Raw genomic sequence first — 20338 nt, forward strand, 5'->3', positions numbered from 1 at the left:
TTCTCGGCCCGCGCTTCTTTTCGACGATCGCCCGCTCGCATGTCGGACGCCTCCGTTAAGCTACCTGTATGAGTTCTGTGACAACTGCTCCGCGCCTTGATCGCGCCACCATGCGCCGCAACCTCGACGGCTTCAAACACCGTTGGAACGAACGCCTCGACGGGTGGCGCTCGCTCGACGAGGGCGCACTGGAACGCAAGTACGCGCAGTCGTATTGGGCGGAACTCCTCGCATGCTTCGGCATCACCGCCTCCCGCATGGACCTGTTCGAACAGGACGCGAAGCGAGCGTCGAGTGGGCAGCGCGGCTACATTGACCTCTTCTGGCCGGGCGTGGTTATCGGTGAGGCGAAGAAACCGGGCGTCGACCTGCAAGTAGCGATCGACCAAGCCCGCGACTACCTCCTCGGCGGCACCGTCAACGACGCCGAACAACCCCGCTACATCATCGCCACCGACTTCTACCGCATCCGACTCATGCGCCTCGGCGACCCAGAGACTCGATTCAACATCGAGTTCCCGCTCGAAGAAATCACGGACCACGTCGACGAACTCAAATTCCTGGCGGGCTACGAGGACAAGCTCACGCACGTTGAGCAGACCCAGGCTTCGATCGCGGCGTCGAAAATCATGGCGAACCTGTTTACCGCGATGGTCGGTGACGACGTCGACGAAGAAGTTGGCGACGCAGCCCCCACCTACATGCAAGACGAGGAGCTCGCGGTGCAGGAAACCTCCATGTTCCTCACGCGCCTGTTGTTCCTGCTGTTCGGTGATGATGCAGGGCTGTGGGAACAGGACCTGTTTTATCGTTTCATTCTTGAGCACACCAACAGTGAGAACCTCGGCACGCAGCTTGCCGGTCTGTTCGAGGTCCTCAACACTCCGGAGGAGCGCCGCCGACGCGTCCCTGACTCCATGGCCGCGTTCCCGTACGTCAATGGCGCGTTGTTTGAAACCATGATGCCGACGCAGTTCTTCACCCCGGAGATGCGCGACGCGATCCTGGTCGCCTGCCGTTTCCAGTGGACCAACATCTCCCCGGCAATTTTCGGCTCACTCTTCCAGCTTGTGAAGTCGAAGGAGGCGCGTCGCGACGACGGTGAGCACTACACGTCCGAGAAGAACATCTTGAAGACGCTCGGCCCGCTATTTCTCGACGAGCTCCGCGAAGAAGCCGACCGTCTCATCAACTCGAAGTCGACCAGTGTGAAGAAGCTTCGCGAGTTCCGCGACAGCCTGGCCACGCACGTATTCATGGACCCCGCATGTGGCTCCGGAAACTTTCTCATCGTCGCCTACCGCGAACTACGCAAGATCGAAACCGACGTCATCGTTGCGATCCGCGAACGCGAAGGCAACACCGCGATGTCACTGGATATCACGTGGGAACAGAAGCTTTCCATCGGACAGTTCTACGGCATCGAGCTGAACTGGTGGCCAGCCCGCATCGCCGAGACCGCAATGTTCCTCGTAGACCACCAGGCGAACCGTGAACTCGCCGACCGAGTAGGACTCGCACCGGAGCGCCTACCGATCAGCATCACCGCGCACATCACGCACGGTAACGCGCTCGCGGTGGACTGGCGCAACGTCCTACCAGAAACCACCGGGCAAACCTACGTGTTCGGCAATCCACCATTCATCGGGCAGTACACGAAGACCAAAGAACAAACTGCCGACATGAAACACGTGTGGGGCAAAGACTACGACGGCTACCTGGACTACGTCACCGGCTGGCACGCCCAAGCCAAAACACTACTCGCCGAACGTCAAGGTGAGTTCGCATACGTCACTACCAACTCGATCACCCAAGGCCAACCAGTCCCAGCACTATTCGGACCGTTGATTTGGGAAGGGTGGCGGATCAAGTTCGCACACCGCACATTCGCATGGGACTCCGAAGCTCCAGGTAAGGCGGCTGTGCACTGTGTCATTGTTGGATTCACTCGCGATCGCGGAGCGAAACAGCGGTTGTGGGACTATCCGGACACGCAAGGCGAAGGCGTAGAGCAACGAATTGACCGGGGAATCAACGCCTATCTGATCGATGGGCCAAACGTGCTCGTCTCTAAGCGAAGCAAACCCCTTTCTACAGAGATAGTGCCTGCGGTGTTTGGATCAAAACCTGTAGATAGTGGCAATCTCATCGTCGAAGTAAATGAGCTAGAAACTATCGAAGCGGACGCTATCGCGAAGAAATACTTGCGTCCTTTTAAAGGGTCACGCGAATTGGTCCGCGGAATCGACCGTTGGTGTCTCTGGATGGCAGACGACGACTTTAACCCGTCTGACGTAACGCGTTCGAAGCAGTTACGCGCTCGAGTAGAAGCAGTTAAGGCATTTCGCCAGAAGAGTAAGAAAGCGGCTACACGCCAGCTTGCCGCGGTTCCATATAGGTTCGCGGAAGTCCGTAAACCTACCGGTGAATACCTTTGCGTACCGTCAGTTGTGAGTGAAACGCGCCCTTTCTTTACAGCGCAGCAAGTCTCGGGCGACGTTGTTGCGAGCAACCTTGCGTTCATGGTTGATGATCCCACCGGTTTCGCGTTTGCGCTCATTTCGTCGTCGATGTTCATTACGTGGCAACGCACCGTCGGCGGGCGCTTAGAGTCTCGCCTGCGGTTTGCAAACACGCTGACCTGGAACACGTTCCCCGTCCCCGAGCTAAACGAGAAAACTCGCCAGCGGATCATCGACGCGGGCAAGAAAGTGCTGGCCGCCCGTGAGTTGCACCCGGAGCGTTCGCTGGCGGAACACTACAACCCGCTCGCGATGGACCCGGCGCTGCTCAAGGCGCACGACGCGTTGGATAAGGAAGTCGACAAGGCATTTGGGGCACCTCGCAAACTTGCGAACGAGCGTCAACGCCAAGAGTTGCTCTTCGCTAACTACGGGAAGATGACCAAATAAGCGACAGGACGAGGAAGGAGCAATCGAAAAATGCGAACGGTCCAACCGACCTTGTTCGAGCGGTAGTCTATTTCCTTTGTCGAACATAGTCGTGCCAAGCAAACGACTACGGTCGGTGTGCTCCTGGAATGGAGAATCGCGAATGCTGCAACGTTAAGTAACGCTCGGGCCAGGTCGGTTTTGCCGACGGATGATTTCGTATCAGGGCACCTCAGACAGCTCACTCTGACCTCGTCCCGAGAATTGCTAGGGCAAAAAATTGCTCTAAAGCTTTGGAGATGTATATACTCCGAGCCAAGAGATACCCTCTCCAAGCCTATGCGTTGCAAGCTCAAATGCGAGAGGGGCTTTTGCATAACAAATCAAATGGGGGCGCGACCTGATTTTCAATCGCAAAGAATTGGCTTAAGGGACATTTTGTGTGTGACTAACCGCGTTCAGCCGCCCTTTTCTCACGCTTACACTGGGGTTTCGAAGCGGACCTCCGACAGCAGTAGCTTTGTATTTGTTGGAAGAGGCCCTGTAGAGTGGGCACCGATAGATCCCTGGTTAAGCCTCTTTCCCATGAGGGAAATGCACAAATGACCGGGGCCTTTCATTATCTGTGGCGGCATGCTTCGATGCCGAAGGATTGGCTGGGCCACGAGCAGCGGATCGGACTGATTGGCCAGCGGTCATGCACATCGATGACAGCGCAGCTGCAGGTGTTTAGAATTCTGAAATGGTAGCGGCGTGGTGGGCTTAAGGGACATTTTGTGTGTAAACACGGCGTGTCGCGATAAGGGACATTTTGTGTGTGTTTAGCTCCGTCCAGCTCACCCTTTTCTCACTCCTAAGCTGGGGTTCCACTGATGGTCAATGCCGGTATCGAATTCTTTCGGCCCGTCGGCCTACTCCCGTCGACCTACTCCGGTTTACCAACGCAGGTCAGCGCAAAATCGGCAAAATAGCCCCAAAACCATCCAAATCGCGCTGACCTGGGTTGGTCGACGCAATGAGGTCGACCGGAACACCCGATACCTCGATGCGACCAGAATCGTGCACGTCAAGGGCTTTGCTCGTCCCCCTGGCTATTTGCGACCACCCAACGCACAGGCGGCTGGTTCTAGCCCCCCTAGAGCCCTCGGTCTCGCTGGGGTCCCTGCGCTACCCGCAGACTCCATACCACACACCAGACGTCATTTGGTGTTGGTTTCTCGAAACGGGCGAATGGAACTGTTTTGAAAACCATATCTGGTTGTTGTCCGAGGTCATCCCAGGAAACCAGATAGATTTATACACACAAAATGTCCCTTAAGCCGCGTGGTGAGTATCCGGTAGCGGATCACCCAGGCGCCATGTGGCCGTTATTCGCAAAGTTGCGAACGAGCGTCAGCGCCAGGAGCTGCTCTTCGCTAACTACGCGAAGATAGCCAGTGAACAAGCAGGGGACAACACCTAGCTGTCCCAGTCCACCGCCCAAGGGTCTTCCTCTTCCTGCTGGTCCATGAGTGCGTTGATGGGCTCTGTCAGGTGCTGGTCAATCACGGTCCAGGCGGCCTCGCGCTGGTCCTGTAGGAAGATCTGTTTCATCGCCTCGCTGCTGCGCGGGATGTCGGCGATGTCCTTCGCCCACCCGGCCAGGCGTAGTACCTTCTTCGTTTTCGCGAACAGGTCCGCCTCCTCGTTGAGCTCCAACCAGAGTTCCTCGACGGCCTGCGGGCTGTGGTCCCTCCCGAGCGTCTTTAGTGCTTCCTCCACGGTGGTTTTCATGACGGCGTCGACAACCCAGGCGCATTCTATAGATGGGTGGTGGTAGCGCATCATCCCGACCACCTTGTACGGGTTCTCGTCCGTGGCCTCCAGGGCTTTGGCCACGAGCTGCCCGGCTTGGTACTGGCGGAACTGGAACATCACCCGGTAAAACGCCTGGTCCTTCTCCTCCTGGATGCCTGGTGTCTCGCGAAGCCGGTCAAATACTCCCTTTTCCATTGCGCGGTGTTCGTCCTTAAGCTCGCGGAGCATTGTGTAGGCCGTCGGCTCGTTCGCGTTCTCCGGGTCGGTGATTTTCAGGTACTCCACGAGGAAAAAGATAGAGTCGCTATCTCGGTCGGTCATCGGGAGGTCCCAGTCGGAGCCGCCGAAAATATCGGGGACGGGGCGTTTCGGGTAGCCGTGGAACCGCGCTGTGGGCGTTGTCATGATTGGACTCCTTCGGTGTTGTTGGTGTTGCTGCAATGTACCGAACGAGTTCGACACGTCGGTGGGCAAGCTCGCTCACAGTCGCAGATACGTTCGAGTTCAGAATCGCTCCCGGACGCCACAAACAACGCATATCCTTGCTCCTACTGAAATCATCGGCCCGATACGGAGGAGGTCCGCCCGTGTTCGTAGACGTGCTCACCTGGGCAACGGTGATGGCGATTCCGGGGCCGGACATTGTGGCGATCGGCACGCAGACGTCACGCTACGGGCAGCGGGCGGGGTTTTGGACTGCGCTCGGGGCGATGCTTGGAGTGGCAACGTGGTCGATACTCGCGCTGCTCGGGATTGAGGCGATCCTGCACGTCGTGCCCGCGCTGTCGGTGGTACTGCCGCTGGCGGGGTCAGTGGCGCTGATGCTGCTCGGCGCGTTTGGTCTGTGGGGGAGCGTGAGGCGGGCGAAGGGGGCGTCGAAAAGTACTGAAGAGCAAGAAGTGGCGAGCGTGGCTGCGCGCACGGCGGGTGCCTCGGTGCGGCTGGGATACGTCACCAACATCTCGAACCCGAAGGCGCTGGTGTTCTTCACCTCCTTCTTCACCCCGTTGATGAGCCGCTACGATGGGCTGGCGGAAAAGCTCAGCATGCTGGGGCTGCTGCTGGGGGTGACGCTGCTGGTGTTTAGTGCGATGTCCGTGCTGATTCAGGTGGCGGCGCGGACGCAGCTGCGCAACATCCCGGGCCTGCAGTACCTGCCGGGGATCATTTTCCTGGGCATCGGGCTGTTCTACTTCGTGGAAACGCTGGCGAATTAGCGCAGAAAATGTGACTTATGTCGCAAAAATTTGGTGGATTTTTTCCTGCGACGCTTTTGCAATGAGGGAAAACTAACAGGGGTCCAGTCAATATAGTGCTCGCCACGGAAGGGGCGCCACGAAGAAAGGATTCACATGTCTATCGATCAGCAGATCTCTGACTATTACGGCAAATTGCAGATGAGGAACGCGGGGGAGCCGGAGTTCCACCAGGCGCTCGCGGAAGTGCTTGACTCCCTCAAGATCGTCCTCAATAAGGATCCTCACTACGCTGACTACGGACTCATCGAGCGTCTTTGCGAGCCAGAGCGCCAGCTTGTGTTCCGCGTCCCATGGGTCGATGACAACGGGCAAATCCAGGTCAACCGCGGCTTCCGCGTACAGTTCAACTCCGCGCTCGGTCCATACAAGGGCGGGCTGCGGTTCCACCCGAGCGTGAACCTGGGCATTATCAAGTTCCTGGGCTTCGAGCAGATCTTCAAGAACTCCCTGACCGGCCTGCCAATCGGCGGCGCGAAGGGTGGCTCCGACTTCGATCCGAAGGGCAAGTCCGACGCCGAGATCATGCGCTTCTGCCAGTCCTTCATGACGGAGCTGCACACCCACATCGGCGAATACCGCGACGTGCCAGCCGGTGACATCGGCGTTGGCGCCCGCGAGATCGGCTACCTCTTTGGCCAGTACCGCCGCCTGGAAAACAGCCACGAGTCCGGCGTGATCACCGGCAAGGGCCTGAAGTGGGGCGGCTCCCTCGTTCGCACCGAGGCAACCGGCTACGGCCTGGTCTACCTCGCCTCCGAGATGATGCAGACGCATGGCGAGACCTTCGAGGGCTCCAAGGTTATCGTGTCCGGCTCCGGCAACGTGGCTATCTACGCTGCTGAGAAGGTGCAGCAGCTCGGTGGCGTGGTGGTTGCCATGTCGGACTCCTCCGGCTACGTCACCACCCCGAACGGTGTGGACATCGAACTGCTCAAGGACGTCAAGGAAGTGCGCCGTGGGCGTATCTCCACCTACGCGGCTGAGGCCGGGGAGGGCGTCGAGTACCACCGGGACGGCAACGTGTGGGAGGTCCAGGCGGATGTTGCCCTGCCGTGCGCCACCCAGAACGAGCTCGATGGTGACGACGCCAAACTCCTCGTGGACAACGGTGTGCGCTACGTCGCCGAGGGCGCAAACATGCCGTGCACCCCTGCGGCTGCCCACTACTTCCAGCAGAAGGGGATCGCGTTCGCGCCGGGCAAGGCGGCCAACGCCGGTGGCGTGGCCACCTCCGCGCTGGAGATGCAGCAGAACGCCTCGCGCGACTCCTGGTCCTTCGAGTACACCGACCAGCGCCTGCACGAGATTATGTCGAACATCTTCAAGACGGTCGATTCGACCGCGAAGGAGTACGACATGGAGGGCGACTACGTGGCCGGCGCGAACATTGCGGGCTTCAAGAAGGTTGCTGACGCGATGCTGGCGCAGGGTGTCATCTAGGGATATATGAATATGCGTTGATGGCATAAAATACGCTCGGTTGCCCACTGCCGACACTGGCTTAAGGCCGGTTCGGTGGTGGGCAATTGTGTTTTCGGGGGTAGTGGGCGAAAAAGTTTTCTGAATAACATACAGCGCGCCGTATATCTGTTACGCTGCCGTGTATGTCAGAGCAAAAAGTGTTGAACGTAGCAGTCGCGGGCGCTACCGGGTACGCCGGCGGCGAGATCCTCCGCCTGCTACTCGGCCACCCGGCATACCTCGCGGGCGAGCTTGCAATCGGTGCGCTCACCGGGGCATCCAACGTGGGCGCCTCGGTCGGGGAGCTCATGCCGCACCTGCCCGAGCTTGCCGACCGCGTCATCGAACCCACCACGGTAGAGGTGCTCGCGGGCCACGACGTCGTCTTCCTCGGCTTGCCACACGGGCACTCCGCGAAGATCGGCGCGGCGCTGCCGCCGGAGGTCACGGTCATCGACTGTGCTGCGGACTTCCGCCTGCGCAGCGCCGATGCCTGGCAGCACTACTACGGCTCCGAACACGCCGGGTCCTGGCCGTACGGCCTGCCGGAGCTGCCCGGCCACCGCGAGCAGATCGCAGCAGCCACGCGAATCGCGGTGCCCGGCTGCTTCCCGACGGGCGCTACGCTCGCGGCGTGGCCCGCGGTGGCATCCGGCCTGGTCGAGCCGGACCTGACTATCGTCTCCGTCACCGGCGTGTCCGGCGCGGGCAAGAAGGCGAGCGTTGCCATGCTGGGCGCGGAAACGATGGGCTCGCTGAAGGCCTACAGCGCTGGCGGCACCCACCGGCACACCCCGGAGATCCATCAGAACTTGCAGGAAGTAGCGCAGTCTCCGGTCGGCATCAGCTTCACGCCGGTGCTCGCACCGCTGCCGCGCGGCATCCTCACCACCGTGGTGGCGTCGCTTGCCCAGGGCGTGGATGCTGCCGCTGTCCGCGCGGCGTACGAATCCGCCTACGCGGGCGAAGCCTTCGTCACCCTACTTCCGGCAGGGCAGCAGCCACAGACGCAGCACGTGGTCGGCTCAAACATGTGCCACGTGCAGGTAGAAGTCGACGAATCGGCCAAGAAACTGGTGGTCACCAGCGCCATCGATAACCTCACCAAAGGCACCGGCGGCGGTGCCGTGCAGTGCATGAACCTTGCGCTCGGGCTCGAAGAGACCGCGGGGCTCTCGCGAGCCGGGGTGGCTCCGTAACCGCCAGCCTCACTCCATCTCTACTTCTTCTCATAACGGACTGTAAAGGACATTTTCATCATGAGCACTACTGGTGTTACCGCCCCCAAGGGATTCAGCGCCGCAGCAACCTCGGCCGGCATCAAGGCATCCGGCAAGCCGGATATGGCCGTCGTGGTCAACGAAGGGCCAAAGAACGCGGCTGCAGCCGTGTTTACCCGCAACAAGGTCTTCGCGGCTCCGGTCAAGGTCAGCCGCGAAGTAATCACGGGCGGCGCTATTTCCGCCGTCGTGTTTAACTCCGGCAACGCCAACGCCTGCACCGGCGCGCAGGGCGTCGAGGACGCCAAGGCGATGCAGCAGCTGACCGCCGAGGGTATCGGGGTGGACGCCTCGCAGATCGCGGTGTGCTCCACCGGCATCATTGGTGACCTGCTGCCGATGGACAAGATAGAGCACGGCATCGGGGTCGTTGTGAAACAGCTCGGCGACCATGGCGCGGACGCCGCCGTCGCCATCAAGACCACGGATACGGTGGCGAAGGAGGTCGTCGTCAATGGTGACGGGTGGACGCTCGGCGGAATGGGCAAGGGCGCTGGCATGATGGCGCCGTCGCTTGCCACCATGCTCGTGTGCATCACCACGGACGCGGACGTCGACAGCCAAGCGCTGCAAGCCGCGCTCGACCGCGCCGTCGCCACCACCTTCAACACCCTCGATATCGACGGCTCCACCTCCACCAACGACACCGTCATCGCCATGGCCAGCGGCGCAAGCGGCGTCACCCCGACGCAAGAGGAACTCGACGCCGCGATGCAGGACGCCTGCTCGCAGCTCGCCGCCATGATGCAGTCCGACGCCGAAGGCGTGACCAAGCGCGTGGCCATCACCGTCGAAGGCGCAGCCGACGACGCCCAGGCGCTCAACGCAGCCCGGACAATCGGGCGCGACAACCTAGTCAAGACCGCAATGTTCGGCTCCGACCCGAACTGGGGCCGCGTGCTCGCCGCCGTCGGCATGGCAGACGCCGAGATGGACGCCGAGAACATCTCAGTCACCTTCAACGGGCACACCGTGTGCGAGCAGTCCGCGGGCGCGCCGGGCGCGCGCGACGTGGACTTGAGCGGGGCGGACATCGAGGTCGTCGTCAACCTCGGCACCGGCGGGCAGGGCAGCGCCACCGTGCGCACCACCGACCTGTCGCACGCCTACGTCGAAATCAACTCCGCATACAGCAGCTAGGAGGCATCCATGTTACCGAATCTCAGCAGCGAGCAGCGGGCAACCGTCCTGGCAGAGGCACTGCCATGGCTGCAGCACTACCGCGACAAAATTGTGGTGGTCAAGTACGGCGGCAACGCCATGATCGATGAAGACCTCAAAGCCGCCTTCGCTGCCGACATGGTCTTCCTACGCACCGTCGGCGCGAAGCCCGTCGTCGTGCACGGCGGTGGCCCACAGATCAGCGCGATGCTCTCCCGCCTCGGCCTCGACGGTGGCGAGTTCGTCGGCGGGTTCCGTGTCACCACCCCGGAGATCCTGGACGTGGTGCGCATGGTGCTCTTCGGCCAGGTCGGGCGTGACCTGCTGGGCAAGATCAACTCCCACGGGCCGTACGCAGTGGGCACCTCCGGCGAGGACGCCGGGCTGTTCACCGCGAAGCGCCGCACCGTCGACGTCGACGGCGAAACCCGCGACATCGGGCTCGTCGGCACGATCACCGACGTGAACCCCGCCGCCGTCATGGACATCATCGAGGCCGGGCGCATCCCGGTGGTCTCCGGCATCGCGCCGGGCGAGAACGGCGAGGTGTACAACATCAACGCCGACGAGGCAGCTGGCGCACTCGCCGCGGCGATCGGCGCGGAGCGCCTCGTGGTGCTCACCAACGTGGAGGGCCTCTATACAGACTGGCCGAATAGGGACTCGCTGCTGTCTAAGATCGAGGCCGGGGACCTCGAGCAGATGCTGTCAGCGCTGGACTCGGGCATGATCCCCAAGATGGAGGCGTGCCTGACTGCAGTGCGGGGTGGGGTGAAAGCCGCCCACGTCATCGACGGGCGCGTCGCGCACTCCGTCCTGCTTGAGCTGCTCACGATGGGCGGGGTGGGCACCATGGTTCTGCCAGATGATTACGACCGTTCCCAGTACCCGGACGGCACCATTTTTAGAAAGGATGACGCATGAAGGACTTCACACAGCGTTGGGCGGGCGCGCTTCTAGATAACTACCCGGTTCCGCCAGTCGAACTCGTCGAAGGTTCCGGCTCCACCGTGACCGACGTGGATGGCAAGCAGTACATCGACATGCTCGCCGGCATCGCGGTCAACGCGCTCGGCCATGCGCATCCGGCAGTGGTCGAGGCGGTCACCAACCAGCTATCGACGCTCGGCCACGTCTCGAACCTGTTCGGCTCTGCACCCGTGGTCAAGGTCGCCGAGGCACTCCGCGAGCACGTCGGTGATGACACCGCCCGCGTCTACTTCGGCAACTCCGGCACCGAGGCCAACGAGGCCGCCTTCAAACTCGCGCGCCTGACGGGTCGCCGCCGCATCCTCGCAGCGCAGCACGGCTTCCACGGCCGCACCATGGGCGCGCTCGCCATGACCGGCCAGCCCGACAAGCAAAAGCCCTTCGAGCCGCTGCCCGTCGGCGTGGAGTTCTACCCCTACGGCGACATCGAGGCGCTCACCGCACTCGTGGAGCAGAACCCCTCCGACACCGCGGCCATCATCCTGGAGCCCATCCAGGGCGAGACCGGCGTCATCCCCGCCCCGGAAGGCTTCCTCACCCAGGTCCGCGAGCTGTGCGACAAGCACGGCATCCTCTTTATCGCCGACGAGGTGCAGACTGGCGTCGGCCGCACCGGCGACTTCTTCGCCTTCCAGCACGAGGGCGTGCTCCCGGACGTGATCACTATGGCCAAGGGCCTCGGCGGCGGCCTGCCCATCGGCGCGACGATCGCCCGCGGCGAGGCGGCGAAGCTCTTCACTCCGGGCAGTCACGGCACCACGTTCGGCGGCAACCCAGTCTCGTGCGCGGCGGCCACGGCAGTGCTGGCCACCATCGACGACGCCTTCCTCGCGGAGGTGCGTCGCAAAGGTCAGGTGCTTTACGACGCCACCTCGAAGATCCCGGGTGTGAAGGAAGTCCGCGGGCGTGGGCTCATGCTCGGCGTGGTCTTGGAGCAGCCGGTGGCGAAGCGCGTCGTCAAGCTTGGCCTTGAGCACGGCGTGATCCTCAACGCGCCGGCGGATGACGTGATCCGCCTGACGCCGCCGCTGGTGATCAGCGACGAGGAAATTGCGCAGGCGGTTGGGCGCCTCACGGCCGCGATTGCGGAGGCCTCAGAAGAGGTCTCACAATAATTTGACAGGCTTGACGTATCGCTTTCGCATGTGCTGTAATTTGATTGTTCAATTCATTAATTGAACATTTGCTAGTGGGGTGGAGCCATCCACCCTTGCGCCTTCACATTCCTTGCTCGGAATCGGTGCAACCAAACCACAGTGAAAGTCGATAATCATGGCCTTCTCCGCGAAGAAATCCCTCCCAGCTGTAGTGCTCTGTGCCGCGATGATGTGGACAGTGACTGGATGCAGCAGCCCTGCGGACAACGAGCCTGCCTCGGAAACGAGCCAGACTACCGCAGACGCCTCGCATGCAGTGACCATCACGGACATCACCGGGAACACGATTCAGCTGGAGAAGCCACTCGAGCACGCAGCCATTCAGCTTTCTGGTTCTGGCGGGCCGCTTTTGACGATGGCGGCCCTTGACCGGGACAACTACACGTCTAAGATCGCTACGATGGATAAGGGCCTCGAGTCCAACCGACAGGACCTGTGGGACCTTTTGCTTGAGGCGAACCCGGAGCTTGCTGATATCCCGAAGATTGGTGATGCGACGAAGGATCAGATCTCCGCCGAACAACTTTTGACGATGGGTGTCGACGGAGTCATTGCTCCGGTTCGCCAGAAAGCAAAGATGGATGTCATCGCTGAACAGACTGGCATCCCGGTAATCTACATCGATTACCACAGCCAAAAGCTGGAAAACCATATTCAGTCCACCAAGATCATCGCTGAAGCCACTGGGCTGACGAAGAATGTCGACGAGATCACGAAGTTCTACGAGGACGTCGTCGGCGACATCGAGGAGCGCGCTTCGAAGCTGGACCACACCACGTCGGTCTACTTTGAGACGACCTCGAACGGCCCGACCGAATTCGGCAACACCTACGGCGCCGGCATCATGTGGGGCGCCATCCTGGACGCCGTCGGCGCGGACAACATCGCGACGCACTTCATGGCTGCGGACGACGCCGAGGCGCTCTCCGCGGAACAGGTCCTGGTCAGCAACCCGGACAAGATCGTGCTCTCAGGATCCCTGTGGGCGAACCAGCCGGACTCGGTCAAGATGGGCTTCTCCGTCTCCAATGAGGAGGCGCTGGCCTCGATGGAGCCGTTCCGCCAGCGCGAAGGCTGGGACAAGCTCAAGGCGATCCAGAACAACGAGCTCTACGCCATCGGGCACCCGATGACCCGCGAAATGCTCGACTTCTACTCCTACGCGCAGCTGGCGAAGCTTTTCCACCCGGAGGAGTTTGCGGACCTGGATCCAGAGGCGCTGATCAAGGAGTACTTCGATAAGTACATGCCGATCCCATACGAGGGAACCTGGTTCATCAAGTATGAGTAAGGCACCAACAAAAAGCCTCCCGAAAGGACTTCTGGTCGCATTTGCCATTTTGGCGGTCGTCGTCCTTTTCGTGGTGGATCTTTGCGTCGGCCCCGCCGACATCAAGCTCTCAAACTTCTCCGCCGTGCTAGACCCTGACTCGGTTGAGCACATTGCGTTCTTCCGCATGCGCATGCCAGCTGCCCTCATGGCAGTAGGGGTGGGGATGAGCCTGGGGTTGGCGGGCGCCGTGATGCAGACAATCCTGAATAACCCGCTTGCTAGCCCGTTCACGCTTGGCGTGTCCTCGGCAGCGAGCCTTGGCGCAGCCATCGTCTTTGTGATGGCGCTGCCGATGGTGTTCGTTACCGGCGGTGCGCTGCTGCTCGCGCTGGTCTCCGTGCTGGTTATCTTCGCGGTGGGCAAGTACATCGAGATGAGCAACTCATCACTCGTGCTTGCGGGCATCGCGCTGAACTTCCTCTTCGACGCCTTCCTGTCCCTGATCCAGTACCGCGCGTCAGAAGAGAGCCTGTCGTACATCGTCTTCTGGACGATGGGCGGGCTCACCCGCGCCTCGTATCCGCAGGCGTGGATCCTGCTCTCGACGTTCGTCGTTGTCTTCGCGGTGCTGCTGCGCAACGCGTGGAACCTGACCGCGCTGAAGTTCGGTGAAGCACGAGCGGAAGCGCTCGGCGTCAAAGTCGGGCGCGTGAAGATCCTCTCCCTCGTCTTGGCCTCGATTCTGACCGCGCTCGCGGTGAGTTTCTGCGGAAAGATCGGGTTCATCGGGCTGGCCGCGCCGCACTTGGCACGCCGCCTCGTTTCCGAAGACCAGCGTTTCTACCTGACAAGCTCCGCGATCCTCGGCGCGATGATCCTGCTGGTGTCCTCTATACTCTCGAAGCTGATCGTCCCTGGGGTTGTGGTGCCAATCGGCATCATCAGCTCCATCATCGGCATTCCGTTCCTGGTCTACGCGCTTACCAGCCAGCGCCGTCAAAGGGCGGTGTAGCGGCATGATTCGCGTCAAGAACTTCTCGTTCGATTATGGCGAGCGCCAGATCATCAACAACATCAGCTTCCAAGCCAAACCCGGCGAGGTCACCGTACTGATGGGGCGCAACGGTGCTGGCAAGACCACGCTGATGACGTCGATTGTCCGCTCACACAACCAAGGGCGCGGCAAGAAGATCTCCGGCGAGATTACAACCACCGGTAACATTTCTTACCTGAACCAGCACACGGAAGGCGACCTACCGTTCACCGTGTTTGAAACGGTGATGATCGGCAAAGTTGCCAAGCTGGGCATCCGCACCACGCAGGAAGACATCGACGACGTCAACGAGGTGCTCGACATGCTTGAGTTGCAGCCCTTGCGCGACGTCGCCATCCGCAACCTGTCCGGTGGCCAACGCCAAAAAGTCTTCATCGGGCAGGCCATGGTCAAACGGCCAGACATCCTGCTTTTCGATGAGCCCACGTCCGCACTCGACATCGAAAACCAGTACAGAATCCTGCACCAAATCAAGGCGCTCACGGTTGAACGAAACATCACAACGGTAGTAAGCCTGCACCAAATCGACCTGATTGAGCGCTTCGCGGACCACATCATCGTGCTCCACGAAGGCAAGATCTATGCCGAAGGCTCACCCGCCGAAGTGTTTACGAAGCAAACGTTCCGCGACGTCTACTCCGTCGAGGCGATTCTGGCGGGAGTCAAGGACCGGATCCTCTTCGGGTTCGACCTGTTAGACCACCCGAAGATCCCGCCCGAGCACTCACCAACCTCCATCCATTAGTCCCGGTGGCGGGTAAGCTTCAGCGCCCGCTGCTGGTCCAGCACCTCGAAGTAGGGCAGCGGGTCGATGTCTAGCGCCTCCACGTAGTCCGTCAACATGTCACGCACTACGCTGTGCAGGTTCTCGACGTCCCACGGCTTAGCGATGTAGTAGTCCAGGTTCGCCTCGTTCACCGCGTGCACGGTATCCTTGAGCTGCGCCTGCCCGGTTACCAGCACCTTCCGGGTCGCCGCGGTGCGTGGGTCTTGCATCATCTGCACAAGGAACTCCACGCCGGTGGTCCCGGGCATGCGGTGATCACACAGCGCGAGCGCGAGGAGGTCGCCGTCGTCGCTGAGCTCGTCGATCACCTCCCATGCCTCGTCGGCGTTGGAGGCAACCTCCAAGCGGACGGTGTCCGCGAACAAGAGGAGGTCGCGCTCAAGGGCGGCGCGCACTTCGGCTTCATCTTCAAGAATCAGAATGGTGAGGTTCATGGTGTCTCCTTGGTCCGTTGATACGTAGGCGCACGCTGGCTTGGGTGCCTCGTGGCGAGGACTCCAGCGTGATGGTTCCGTGGTGCTTATTGATGATGCTTCGGCACACAGTCAGGCCGATGCCCATCCCGAAGCGCACCTGGCCGTTCTTCGTGGTGAAACGCGGTTCGAAGAGCCGCTCGAGGCGCTCGCCGGGGATGCCGGGGCCGTCATCAATAATGTCGACTTCGACCCAGCCCGGCTCGGGCGCGCTGGTTCTAATCGTGACAGTGCCGCCAACGCCGGTGTCCTGCATCGCCTCCGCCGCGTTGGTCAGCAGGTTCGTCCACACCTGAGCAAGCTGGCCCGGCATGCACGTGATGTTGGGCAGCTCCGCATAGTCGCGGATGACCTCGACGTGGTCGAGCCGGTGCGAAATCAGCCGGAGGGTGTCGTCGATACCTTCGTGGACATTGACGTCGGTGACGGGGTCGCCGTCGGGGCGCGCGTACGAGCGCAGCGAGGCCACGAGTTCCGTGATGCGGGTCGCCGCGGTGGAGAGGTTACGCACCCCAGTGCCGATCGCCGCAGCGCGCTCGATGGTCTCGAAGTCGAGCCTGCGGGAGCGAGCCACCTGCTTAGCAAAGGCGGCGTCGTGCAGACCGGCGAGCACCCAGCGCTGCGCAAGCGCGCGGTCGCCGATGATCTCGGTGAGCTCACGCCGCAACCTGCGCGCCTCCTTCGTACTCACCGATGGTGCACGTTTTGCCTGCTCAAACGCCTTCAGTACGCCCTCGCGCCACTTCCGGTTCGGGCTCGCCGCAAGCAGCTTATCGACGTCCTCTCCGAGATGCGCCGCCGTTCGCTCAATCGCGGCCATCGGGTTGTTCAGCTCGTGGGCGACCCCCGCCGCCAACTCACCGAGTGAGGCGAAGCGGGCCTGGCTCATCAGCTCGCGGCGGGCCTCCTCCAGGTTTCGCAGGGCGGTGCTCAGCCGTGCGCGCTCCTGCTCCAGCTCCACGGTCATCTCGTGCTGGTGCACCTGGCTGTCCTCGGAGCGCCGTAGGCGCCGGTCGTAGGAACGCACCAGCAACACAGCGAGCATGCGGTCCAGGCCAGGGGCGATGTCGAGCAGGTAGTTGAGCTGGTCCATCGGCAGCTGCACCGCAGTGACCTCTGTCGTAGTCCGCGCGGTGAAGAACCCGATGCGCGTACCCGCCAGCGCCAACAGCCCAATCACTTGGCCTGTCGATCCGCGGTGCATCGTAATATCCCCGGCGTCCGTGCTGCGCTGCAGCACCACCTCGCCCGAGATAGTCAAGATGACCTCCTCAACCTCCTTGCCCTCCGTGGTCAGGTTCACCCCGGGAGGAAACACCAGGCGTGGCTGGCGCCCAAGGTGGCGGTCGGCTGCATCAATAATGCGCCCGACAATCTCCTCGTTTGTCAGTTCCACATCCAGGGCCGGCGCGGCCGGCTGGTCGTACTTTGACGCCAGCTCGGGGTTGTCGTGGTAGCGCGACGCCCAGTAGCGTGTCAGCTGCTGCTGCAGGTTCCGAGCCAGCGCCTCCTCGTGGATCTCGGGGGTGTACACCAGCATGTCGAGCCTGCCCAGCTCACTGAGCCGGTCCAGGCCCGACACCGAGGGCGCCGTAGTCAAGACGATGATGCGGGTGTGTTCGTAGTGGGCGTCGTCAAGAAAGGCGACGAGTGGGTGATCCTTGGTCAGCCCATGCTCGTGCACCGTCACAGTGATGAGCGCGAGGTCCTCTGTGCGCGGCATTTCCGTCAGCGAGGGGAACGTGAGCACCGTGTGCGTGTCGCCGAACGCGTCGCGCACGATGCTCTGGACTGTGCGCGACGCCTCCGACGCACCGATGACCGCGATTTTCGAGTGAGGAATCATCTACAGCAGCCCCATCATCGTCCACACCGACGGCATCACGAAGATCAGCAGCAGCGTTGCCACCGTGCCCACCACCAGGCCGACCTGCGCCATCTGCGGAATAGAGATCTCCTTCGTGGCGTACGCAATCGCGTTCGGCGGAGTAGAGATCGGCAGTGACATACCCAACGAGCAAGCAATCGCCACAATGACAGCGATGAGCATTGGGCTCGGCTCCGAAAGGGTGACAGCGAGCGACACCGCCAGCGGCACCAGTAGGTTCGCCGCTGCCGAGTGGGAAATGACGTTCGCCATGGCAAAACCGATCAGGCCCAGCAGCGCCAGGATCATCATCGGGCCGAGCACCTTCCAGTCCACAGAGCCGACCAACCAGTCATCCAGGCCCGTCGCGCCCACGCCCGTGCCCAGCGCAATACCGCCGGAAACCAGCCACAACACCGGCCAGTCCAGCGCCTGGACGTCCTTGCCCTTCATCACTTTCAGGCTCAGCAGCGCAACAACAGGGAAGAACCCAACGATGTTCGAAGAGACCCCGTGCAGCGGCTCACTCATCCACAGGGCGATCGTCAGTCCCGCAATGGCGTAAAACAGCTTCGCGTTCGTCGACGTATCCCAAGACGCGTCCATTTCAATCGAGATCCGCGTCTCCGAGGGGATGAACGCGAAGCAGAGGAACAGCCAGGCAAACACCAGTACAACCAGCATGAACGGGACGGCCAGCAGCATCCACTGCACGAATGACACCTTGATGCCGTACTCCGCCAGCGCGCCAATCGCGATCGCGTTCGGCGGTGTTCCCACCGGGGTGCCTATGCCGCCTACGTTCGCCGCCAGCGGAATCGACAAGGCGACACCGGCTCGAATCTTTCCCGGCGGCAAGGTGCGCAGAATCGGGATGACGACTGCGAACATCGTGGCCGTCGTCGCCGTATTCGACATGAACATGCTGAGCACCGCGGTGATGAGCATCAGCCCCAGCACCGTGAGCCGCGCTTTGTCAGGGAAGGGCCGCAGCATGATTGCGGCTAAGTTCTTGTCCAACCCGAACTTTTCAGCGCCGTGCGCAATCATGAAGCCGCCCAAGAACAGGATGATGACGGGGTTCGCTAGCGCCGCAAAGTAGTCGGATGCGGGCAGCACCGTCTCTTTCAGCGCCTCAACGCCACCCGTCGGGTCGGCGATCGCGCCTTTCGAGAGCAGGATGACCTCGAGGAAGATCACCAACACCGCGGTCGCGGTCAGTGGAATCGGCTCGAGGATCCAGAAGACAATCACCAGGAGGAAAATCGAAAGCATCCGCTGGCCCGGCGCTTCGAGCCCTGGAATGTTGAAAAGGAAGGGGAGTGCGAAGAGCACCACGCCAAGAATCAGGCCCGCCCACTGCTTCTTCGAAAGTGATGGGGTGCGCTGCTGGAGCGCCGGTGGCGGAATAGTTCCATGCTGTACGGCCATACCTTCGTATCTTAATCGTATGACCAGCGAATTTGGGAGGTTAGAATAATCAGAATGAAACACTCAAAGTTCTTCGCCGCAGCCCTTGCCGCCACCTGCTTATCGACGGCCACTTCGTGCACCACCCAACCTCTCCCATTCGAACAAAACCGCACACCACCGGCTTCGCAGGAGGCCGCGTCGGAGTCTGACGCTGATCCGGGCGTCATGGACGAGCCCGCCTTCGAAGACGCTATCGTTGCCATCTGGACGAAGACGGATGAGATGCGCGGTATCGGCGTTCCTGAGTCCGAAATTGAGGACCTGCAGGCCCGTACTGACGAGCGCGACGAGTCGATGGGGCAGCGCGCAATGTTTTACGTCACGGAGGCGGACAAGCTCAGCGAGCAGTATGCGTCACTGACTGAAAACGGGTCTTAAGCCCAGATTGGTCCGGTGCGGGTGTGGTACCCGGCAGGCTCCACGTGCACGATCGTTTCCGACTCACCGATGGCCGCAGTGACCCCGTCCTCGATGGCGTCGGCGTGCTCGTGAGAGTACGCCACAGTCCACCCACCGGGGACCTGCATGACGAGGCTGATGAGCCGATCACGACCAAACGCAGCCGTGCGCACCGACGTGAACTCGACGTCGTGCTCGGCAGCGTAGCTATCGAGGAAACCGTGGAGCTTCGCCAGCTCATCTTGCGGTAGCGCTTCCGAGAGCAGGCCGAGGATGGCGCCTTTGAGGAGGCGGTAGCCGGTGAAGAGGACATTGCAGCCGACGCACAGTGCGATGATCGGGTCGAGCAACTGCCAGCCGGTAATCCAGACCGCCGCGATGCCCACAATCACGCCAACCGTGGTCCACACATCAGTGAGGAGGTGGTGGCCGTCGGCATCCAGGGTTGACGAACGGTACTTCTTACCTGCCTTCACCAGCGCAACACCGACTATGAGGTTTAGTACAGTCGCAGCAACAGAGAACGCCAAACCGATGCCGATCTGCTCGACCGGCTGCGGATGAATAATGCGTTGCACGGACGTGTAGATAATCGCGACGGACGCCACCAAAATCAGCGAGCCCTCCACCTGCGCGGAGAAATACTCGGCCTTCGCGTGGCCAAAGTTGTGGTTCTCATCCGCGGGCTTCGCGGAAAGTTTGAGTGCCCACAGGCCCACGAGTGCAGCGATTAGGTTAATGACGGATTCGATGGCGTCGGAGAGGAAACCGACGGAGCCGGTGATACCGGCCGCCGCCATCTTTAGTGCGATGGTGAGGATGGACGCGGCAATCGAGAGCCACATGAACCGTTCGAGGCGGTGCTGTTCCTGTTTACGCTCGGTGTTTATTTCGGACAGTGGCATGGTTGTTCTTTCGCCTTCCCTGATTGACCTGCAATATCGTAGCAGCCGGGGAAAGGGAAGGGGAGTTCGTTTGGCGGGATCTGGGAGGAGAGGTGTCATCCGGCTCCAAAA

The 20338-nt window shown here is 61.3% G+C and carries 16 protein-coding genes; 11 read left to right on the forward strand and 5 right to left on the reverse strand.

What is annotated here, in order from left to right:
• The first annotated feature begins 68 nt into the window (after positions 1 to 68).
• On the forward strand, positions 69 to 2912 hold the full coding sequence (locus tag BJP06_RS04175) for a DNA methyltransferase (RefSeq protein ID WP_071572903.1): 2844 nt from the start codon (positions 69 to 71) through the stop codon (positions 2910 to 2912).
• A 1437-nt stretch (positions 2913 to 4349) separates the two neighbouring features.
• Here the strand turns inward: BJP06_RS04175 and BJP06_RS04180 are convergent.
• Positions 4350 to 5093 carry a hypothetical protein gene (locus tag BJP06_RS04180; protein WP_071572904.1) on the reverse strand — a complete coding sequence of 248 codons (744 nt, stop codon included), beginning with the start codon at positions 5091 to 5093 and terminating at the stop codon, positions 4350 to 4352.
• Between the two features lie 182 nt (positions 5094 to 5275).
• Here BJP06_RS04180 and BJP06_RS04185 point away from each other — a divergent pair, with 182 nt between their 5' ends.
• The 9 genes from BJP06_RS04185 (at position 5276) to BJP06_RS04225 (ending at position 15068) form a co-directional block, all read left to right on the forward strand.
• On the forward strand, positions 5276 to 5905 hold the full coding sequence (locus BJP06_RS04185) for a LysE family translocator (protein ID WP_071572905.1): 630 nt from the start codon (positions 5276 to 5278) through the stop codon (positions 5903 to 5905).
• Between the two features lie 135 nt (positions 5906 to 6040).
• Positions 6041 to 7387, forward strand: coding sequence for an NADP-specific glutamate dehydrogenase (gdhA, locus tag BJP06_RS04190; protein WP_071572906.1), 1347 nt, complete (start codon positions 6041 to 6043; stop codon positions 7385 to 7387).
• A 164-nt stretch (positions 7388 to 7551) separates the two neighbouring features.
• Positions 7552 to 8607 carry an N-acetyl-gamma-glutamyl-phosphate reductase gene (gene argC, locus BJP06_RS04195; RefSeq protein ID WP_071572907.1) on the forward strand — a complete coding sequence of 352 codons (1056 nt, stop codon included), beginning with the start codon at positions 7552 to 7554 and terminating at the stop codon, positions 8605 to 8607.
• Positions 8608 to 8667: 60 nt separating this feature from the next.
• Positions 8668 to 9828, forward strand: a complete 1161-nt coding sequence (gene argJ / locus BJP06_RS04200) for a bifunctional glutamate N-acetyltransferase/amino-acid acetyltransferase ArgJ (RefSeq protein WP_071572908.1) — start codon at positions 8668 to 8670, stop codon at positions 9826 to 9828.
• A 9-nt stretch (positions 9829 to 9837) separates the two neighbouring features.
• Positions 9838 to 10773 carry an acetylglutamate kinase gene (gene argB / locus BJP06_RS04205; protein WP_071572909.1) on the forward strand — a complete coding sequence of 312 codons (936 nt, stop codon included), beginning with the start codon at positions 9838 to 9840 and terminating at the stop codon, positions 10771 to 10773.
• The gene (locus tag BJP06_RS04210) at positions 10770 to 11954 is read left to right on the forward strand and encodes an acetylornithine transaminase (protein ID WP_071572910.1); all 1185 of its coding nucleotides are present in this window, start codon (positions 10770 to 10772) and stop codon (positions 11952 to 11954) included. The genes argB and BJP06_RS04210 overlap by 4 nt, the downstream gene beginning before the upstream one ends.
• Positions 11955 to 12111: 157 nt before the next feature.
• Entirely contained in the window at positions 12112 to 13287 is a 1176-nt protein-coding gene (locus BJP06_RS04215; RefSeq protein ID WP_071572911.1) for an ABC transporter substrate-binding protein, read from the forward strand.
• Positions 13280 to 14281 carry an iron ABC transporter permease gene (locus BJP06_RS04220; protein WP_083433192.1) on the forward strand — a complete coding sequence of 334 codons (1002 nt, stop codon included), beginning with the start codon at positions 13280 to 13282 and terminating at the stop codon, positions 14279 to 14281. The genes BJP06_RS04215 and BJP06_RS04220 overlap by 8 nt, the downstream gene beginning before the upstream one ends.
• 4 nt (positions 14282 to 14285) lie before the next feature.
• Positions 14286 to 15068, forward strand: coding sequence for an ABC transporter ATP-binding protein (locus BJP06_RS04225; protein WP_070476951.1), 783 nt, complete (start codon positions 14286 to 14288; stop codon positions 15066 to 15068).
• Here the strand turns inward: BJP06_RS04225 and BJP06_RS04230 are convergent.
• From BJP06_RS04230 to BJP06_RS04240, 3 genes are read right to left on the reverse strand one after another with little or no spacing between them, the layout of a single operon-like run.
• Entirely contained in the window at positions 15065 to 15544 is a 480-nt protein-coding gene (locus tag BJP06_RS04230) for a response regulator (protein ID WP_070975980.1), read from the reverse strand. The genes BJP06_RS04225 and BJP06_RS04230 overlap by 4 nt on opposite strands.
• Complete coding sequence (locus BJP06_RS04235) at positions 15519 to 17429, reverse strand: sensor histidine kinase (RefSeq protein WP_083433193.1); 1911 nt, start codon at positions 17427 to 17429, stop codon at positions 15519 to 15521. The genes BJP06_RS04230 and BJP06_RS04235 overlap by 26 nt, the downstream gene beginning before the upstream one ends.
• Complete coding sequence (locus BJP06_RS04240) at positions 17430 to 18881, reverse strand: DASS family sodium-coupled anion symporter (RefSeq protein WP_071572913.1); 1452 nt, start codon at positions 18879 to 18881, stop codon at positions 17430 to 17432. It lies immediately after the preceding gene.
• A 54-nt stretch (positions 18882 to 18935) separates the two neighbouring features.
• On the opposite strand from BJP06_RS04240, the gene BJP06_RS04245 reads away from it, so the two are divergent.
• Positions 18936 to 19301 carry a hypothetical protein gene (locus BJP06_RS04245; protein WP_071572914.1) on the forward strand — a complete coding sequence of 122 codons (366 nt, stop codon included), beginning with the start codon at positions 18936 to 18938 and terminating at the stop codon, positions 19299 to 19301.
• Here the strand turns inward: BJP06_RS04245 and BJP06_RS04250 are convergent.
• On the reverse strand, positions 19298 to 20227 hold the full coding sequence (locus BJP06_RS04250; protein WP_071572915.1) for a cation diffusion facilitator family transporter: 930 nt from the start codon (positions 20225 to 20227) through the stop codon (positions 19298 to 19300). The two genes, BJP06_RS04245 and BJP06_RS04250, sit on opposite strands and share 4 nt — an antisense overlap.
• Positions 20228 to 20338 lie beyond the last annotated feature (111 nt).

The sequence above is a fragment of the Corynebacterium sp. NML120713 genome, from assembly GCF_001875735.1.
Taxonomy (GTDB): domain Bacteria; phylum Actinomycetota; class Actinomycetes; order Mycobacteriales; family Mycobacteriaceae; genus Corynebacterium; species Corynebacterium pseudogenitalium.

Excerpts from the sequence above, each read along its gene's own strand:
- BJP06_RS04175 (WP_071572903.1), top strand. The coding sequence starts at position 69 with ATGAGTTCTGTGACAACTGCTCCGCGCCTTGATCGCGCCACCATGCGC.
- BJP06_RS04180 (WP_071572904.1), bottom strand. The coding sequence starts at position 5,093 with ATGACAACGCCCACAGCGCGGTTCCACGGCTACCCGAAACGCCCCGTC.
- gdhA (WP_071572906.1), top strand. The coding sequence starts at position 6,041 with ATGTCTATCGATCAGCAGATCTCTGACTATTACGGCAAATTGCAGATG.
- argC (WP_071572907.1), top strand. The coding sequence starts at position 7,552 with ATGTCAGAGCAAAAAGTGTTGAACGTAGCAGTCGCGGGCGCTACCGGG.
- argJ (WP_071572908.1), top strand. The coding sequence starts at position 8,668 with ATGAGCACTACTGGTGTTACCGCCCCCAAGGGATTCAGCGCCGCAGCA.
- argB (WP_071572909.1), top strand. The coding sequence starts at position 9,838 with ATGTTACCGAATCTCAGCAGCGAGCAGCGGGCAACCGTCCTGGCAGAG.
- BJP06_RS04210 (WP_071572910.1), top strand. The coding sequence starts at position 10,770 with ATGAAGGACTTCACACAGCGTTGGGCGGGCGCGCTTCTAGATAACTAC.
- BJP06_RS04215 (WP_071572911.1), top strand. The coding sequence starts at position 12,112 with ATGGCCTTCTCCGCGAAGAAATCCCTCCCAGCTGTAGTGCTCTGTGCC.
- BJP06_RS04220 (WP_083433192.1), top strand. The coding sequence starts at position 13,280 with ATGAGTAAGGCACCAACAAAAAGCCTCCCGAAAGGACTTCTGGTCGCA.
- BJP06_RS04225 (WP_070476951.1), top strand. The coding sequence starts at position 14,286 with ATGATTCGCGTCAAGAACTTCTCGTTCGATTATGGCGAGCGCCAGATC.
- BJP06_RS04230 (WP_070975980.1), bottom strand. The coding sequence starts at position 15,544 with ATGAACCTCACCATTCTGATTCTTGAAGATGAAGCCGAAGTGCGCGCC.
- BJP06_RS04235 (WP_083433193.1), bottom strand. The coding sequence starts at position 17,429 with ATGATTCCTCACTCGAAAATCGCGGTCATCGGTGCGTCGGAGGCGTCG.
- BJP06_RS04240 (WP_071572913.1), bottom strand. The coding sequence starts at position 18,881 with ATGGCCGTACAGCATGGAACTATTCCGCCACCGGCGCTCCAGCAGCGC.
- BJP06_RS04245 (WP_071572914.1), top strand. The coding sequence starts at position 18,936 with ATGAAACACTCAAAGTTCTTCGCCGCAGCCCTTGCCGCCACCTGCTTA.
- BJP06_RS04250 (WP_071572915.1), bottom strand. The coding sequence starts at position 20,227 with ATGCCACTGTCCGAAATAAACACCGAGCGTAAACAGGAACAGCACCGC.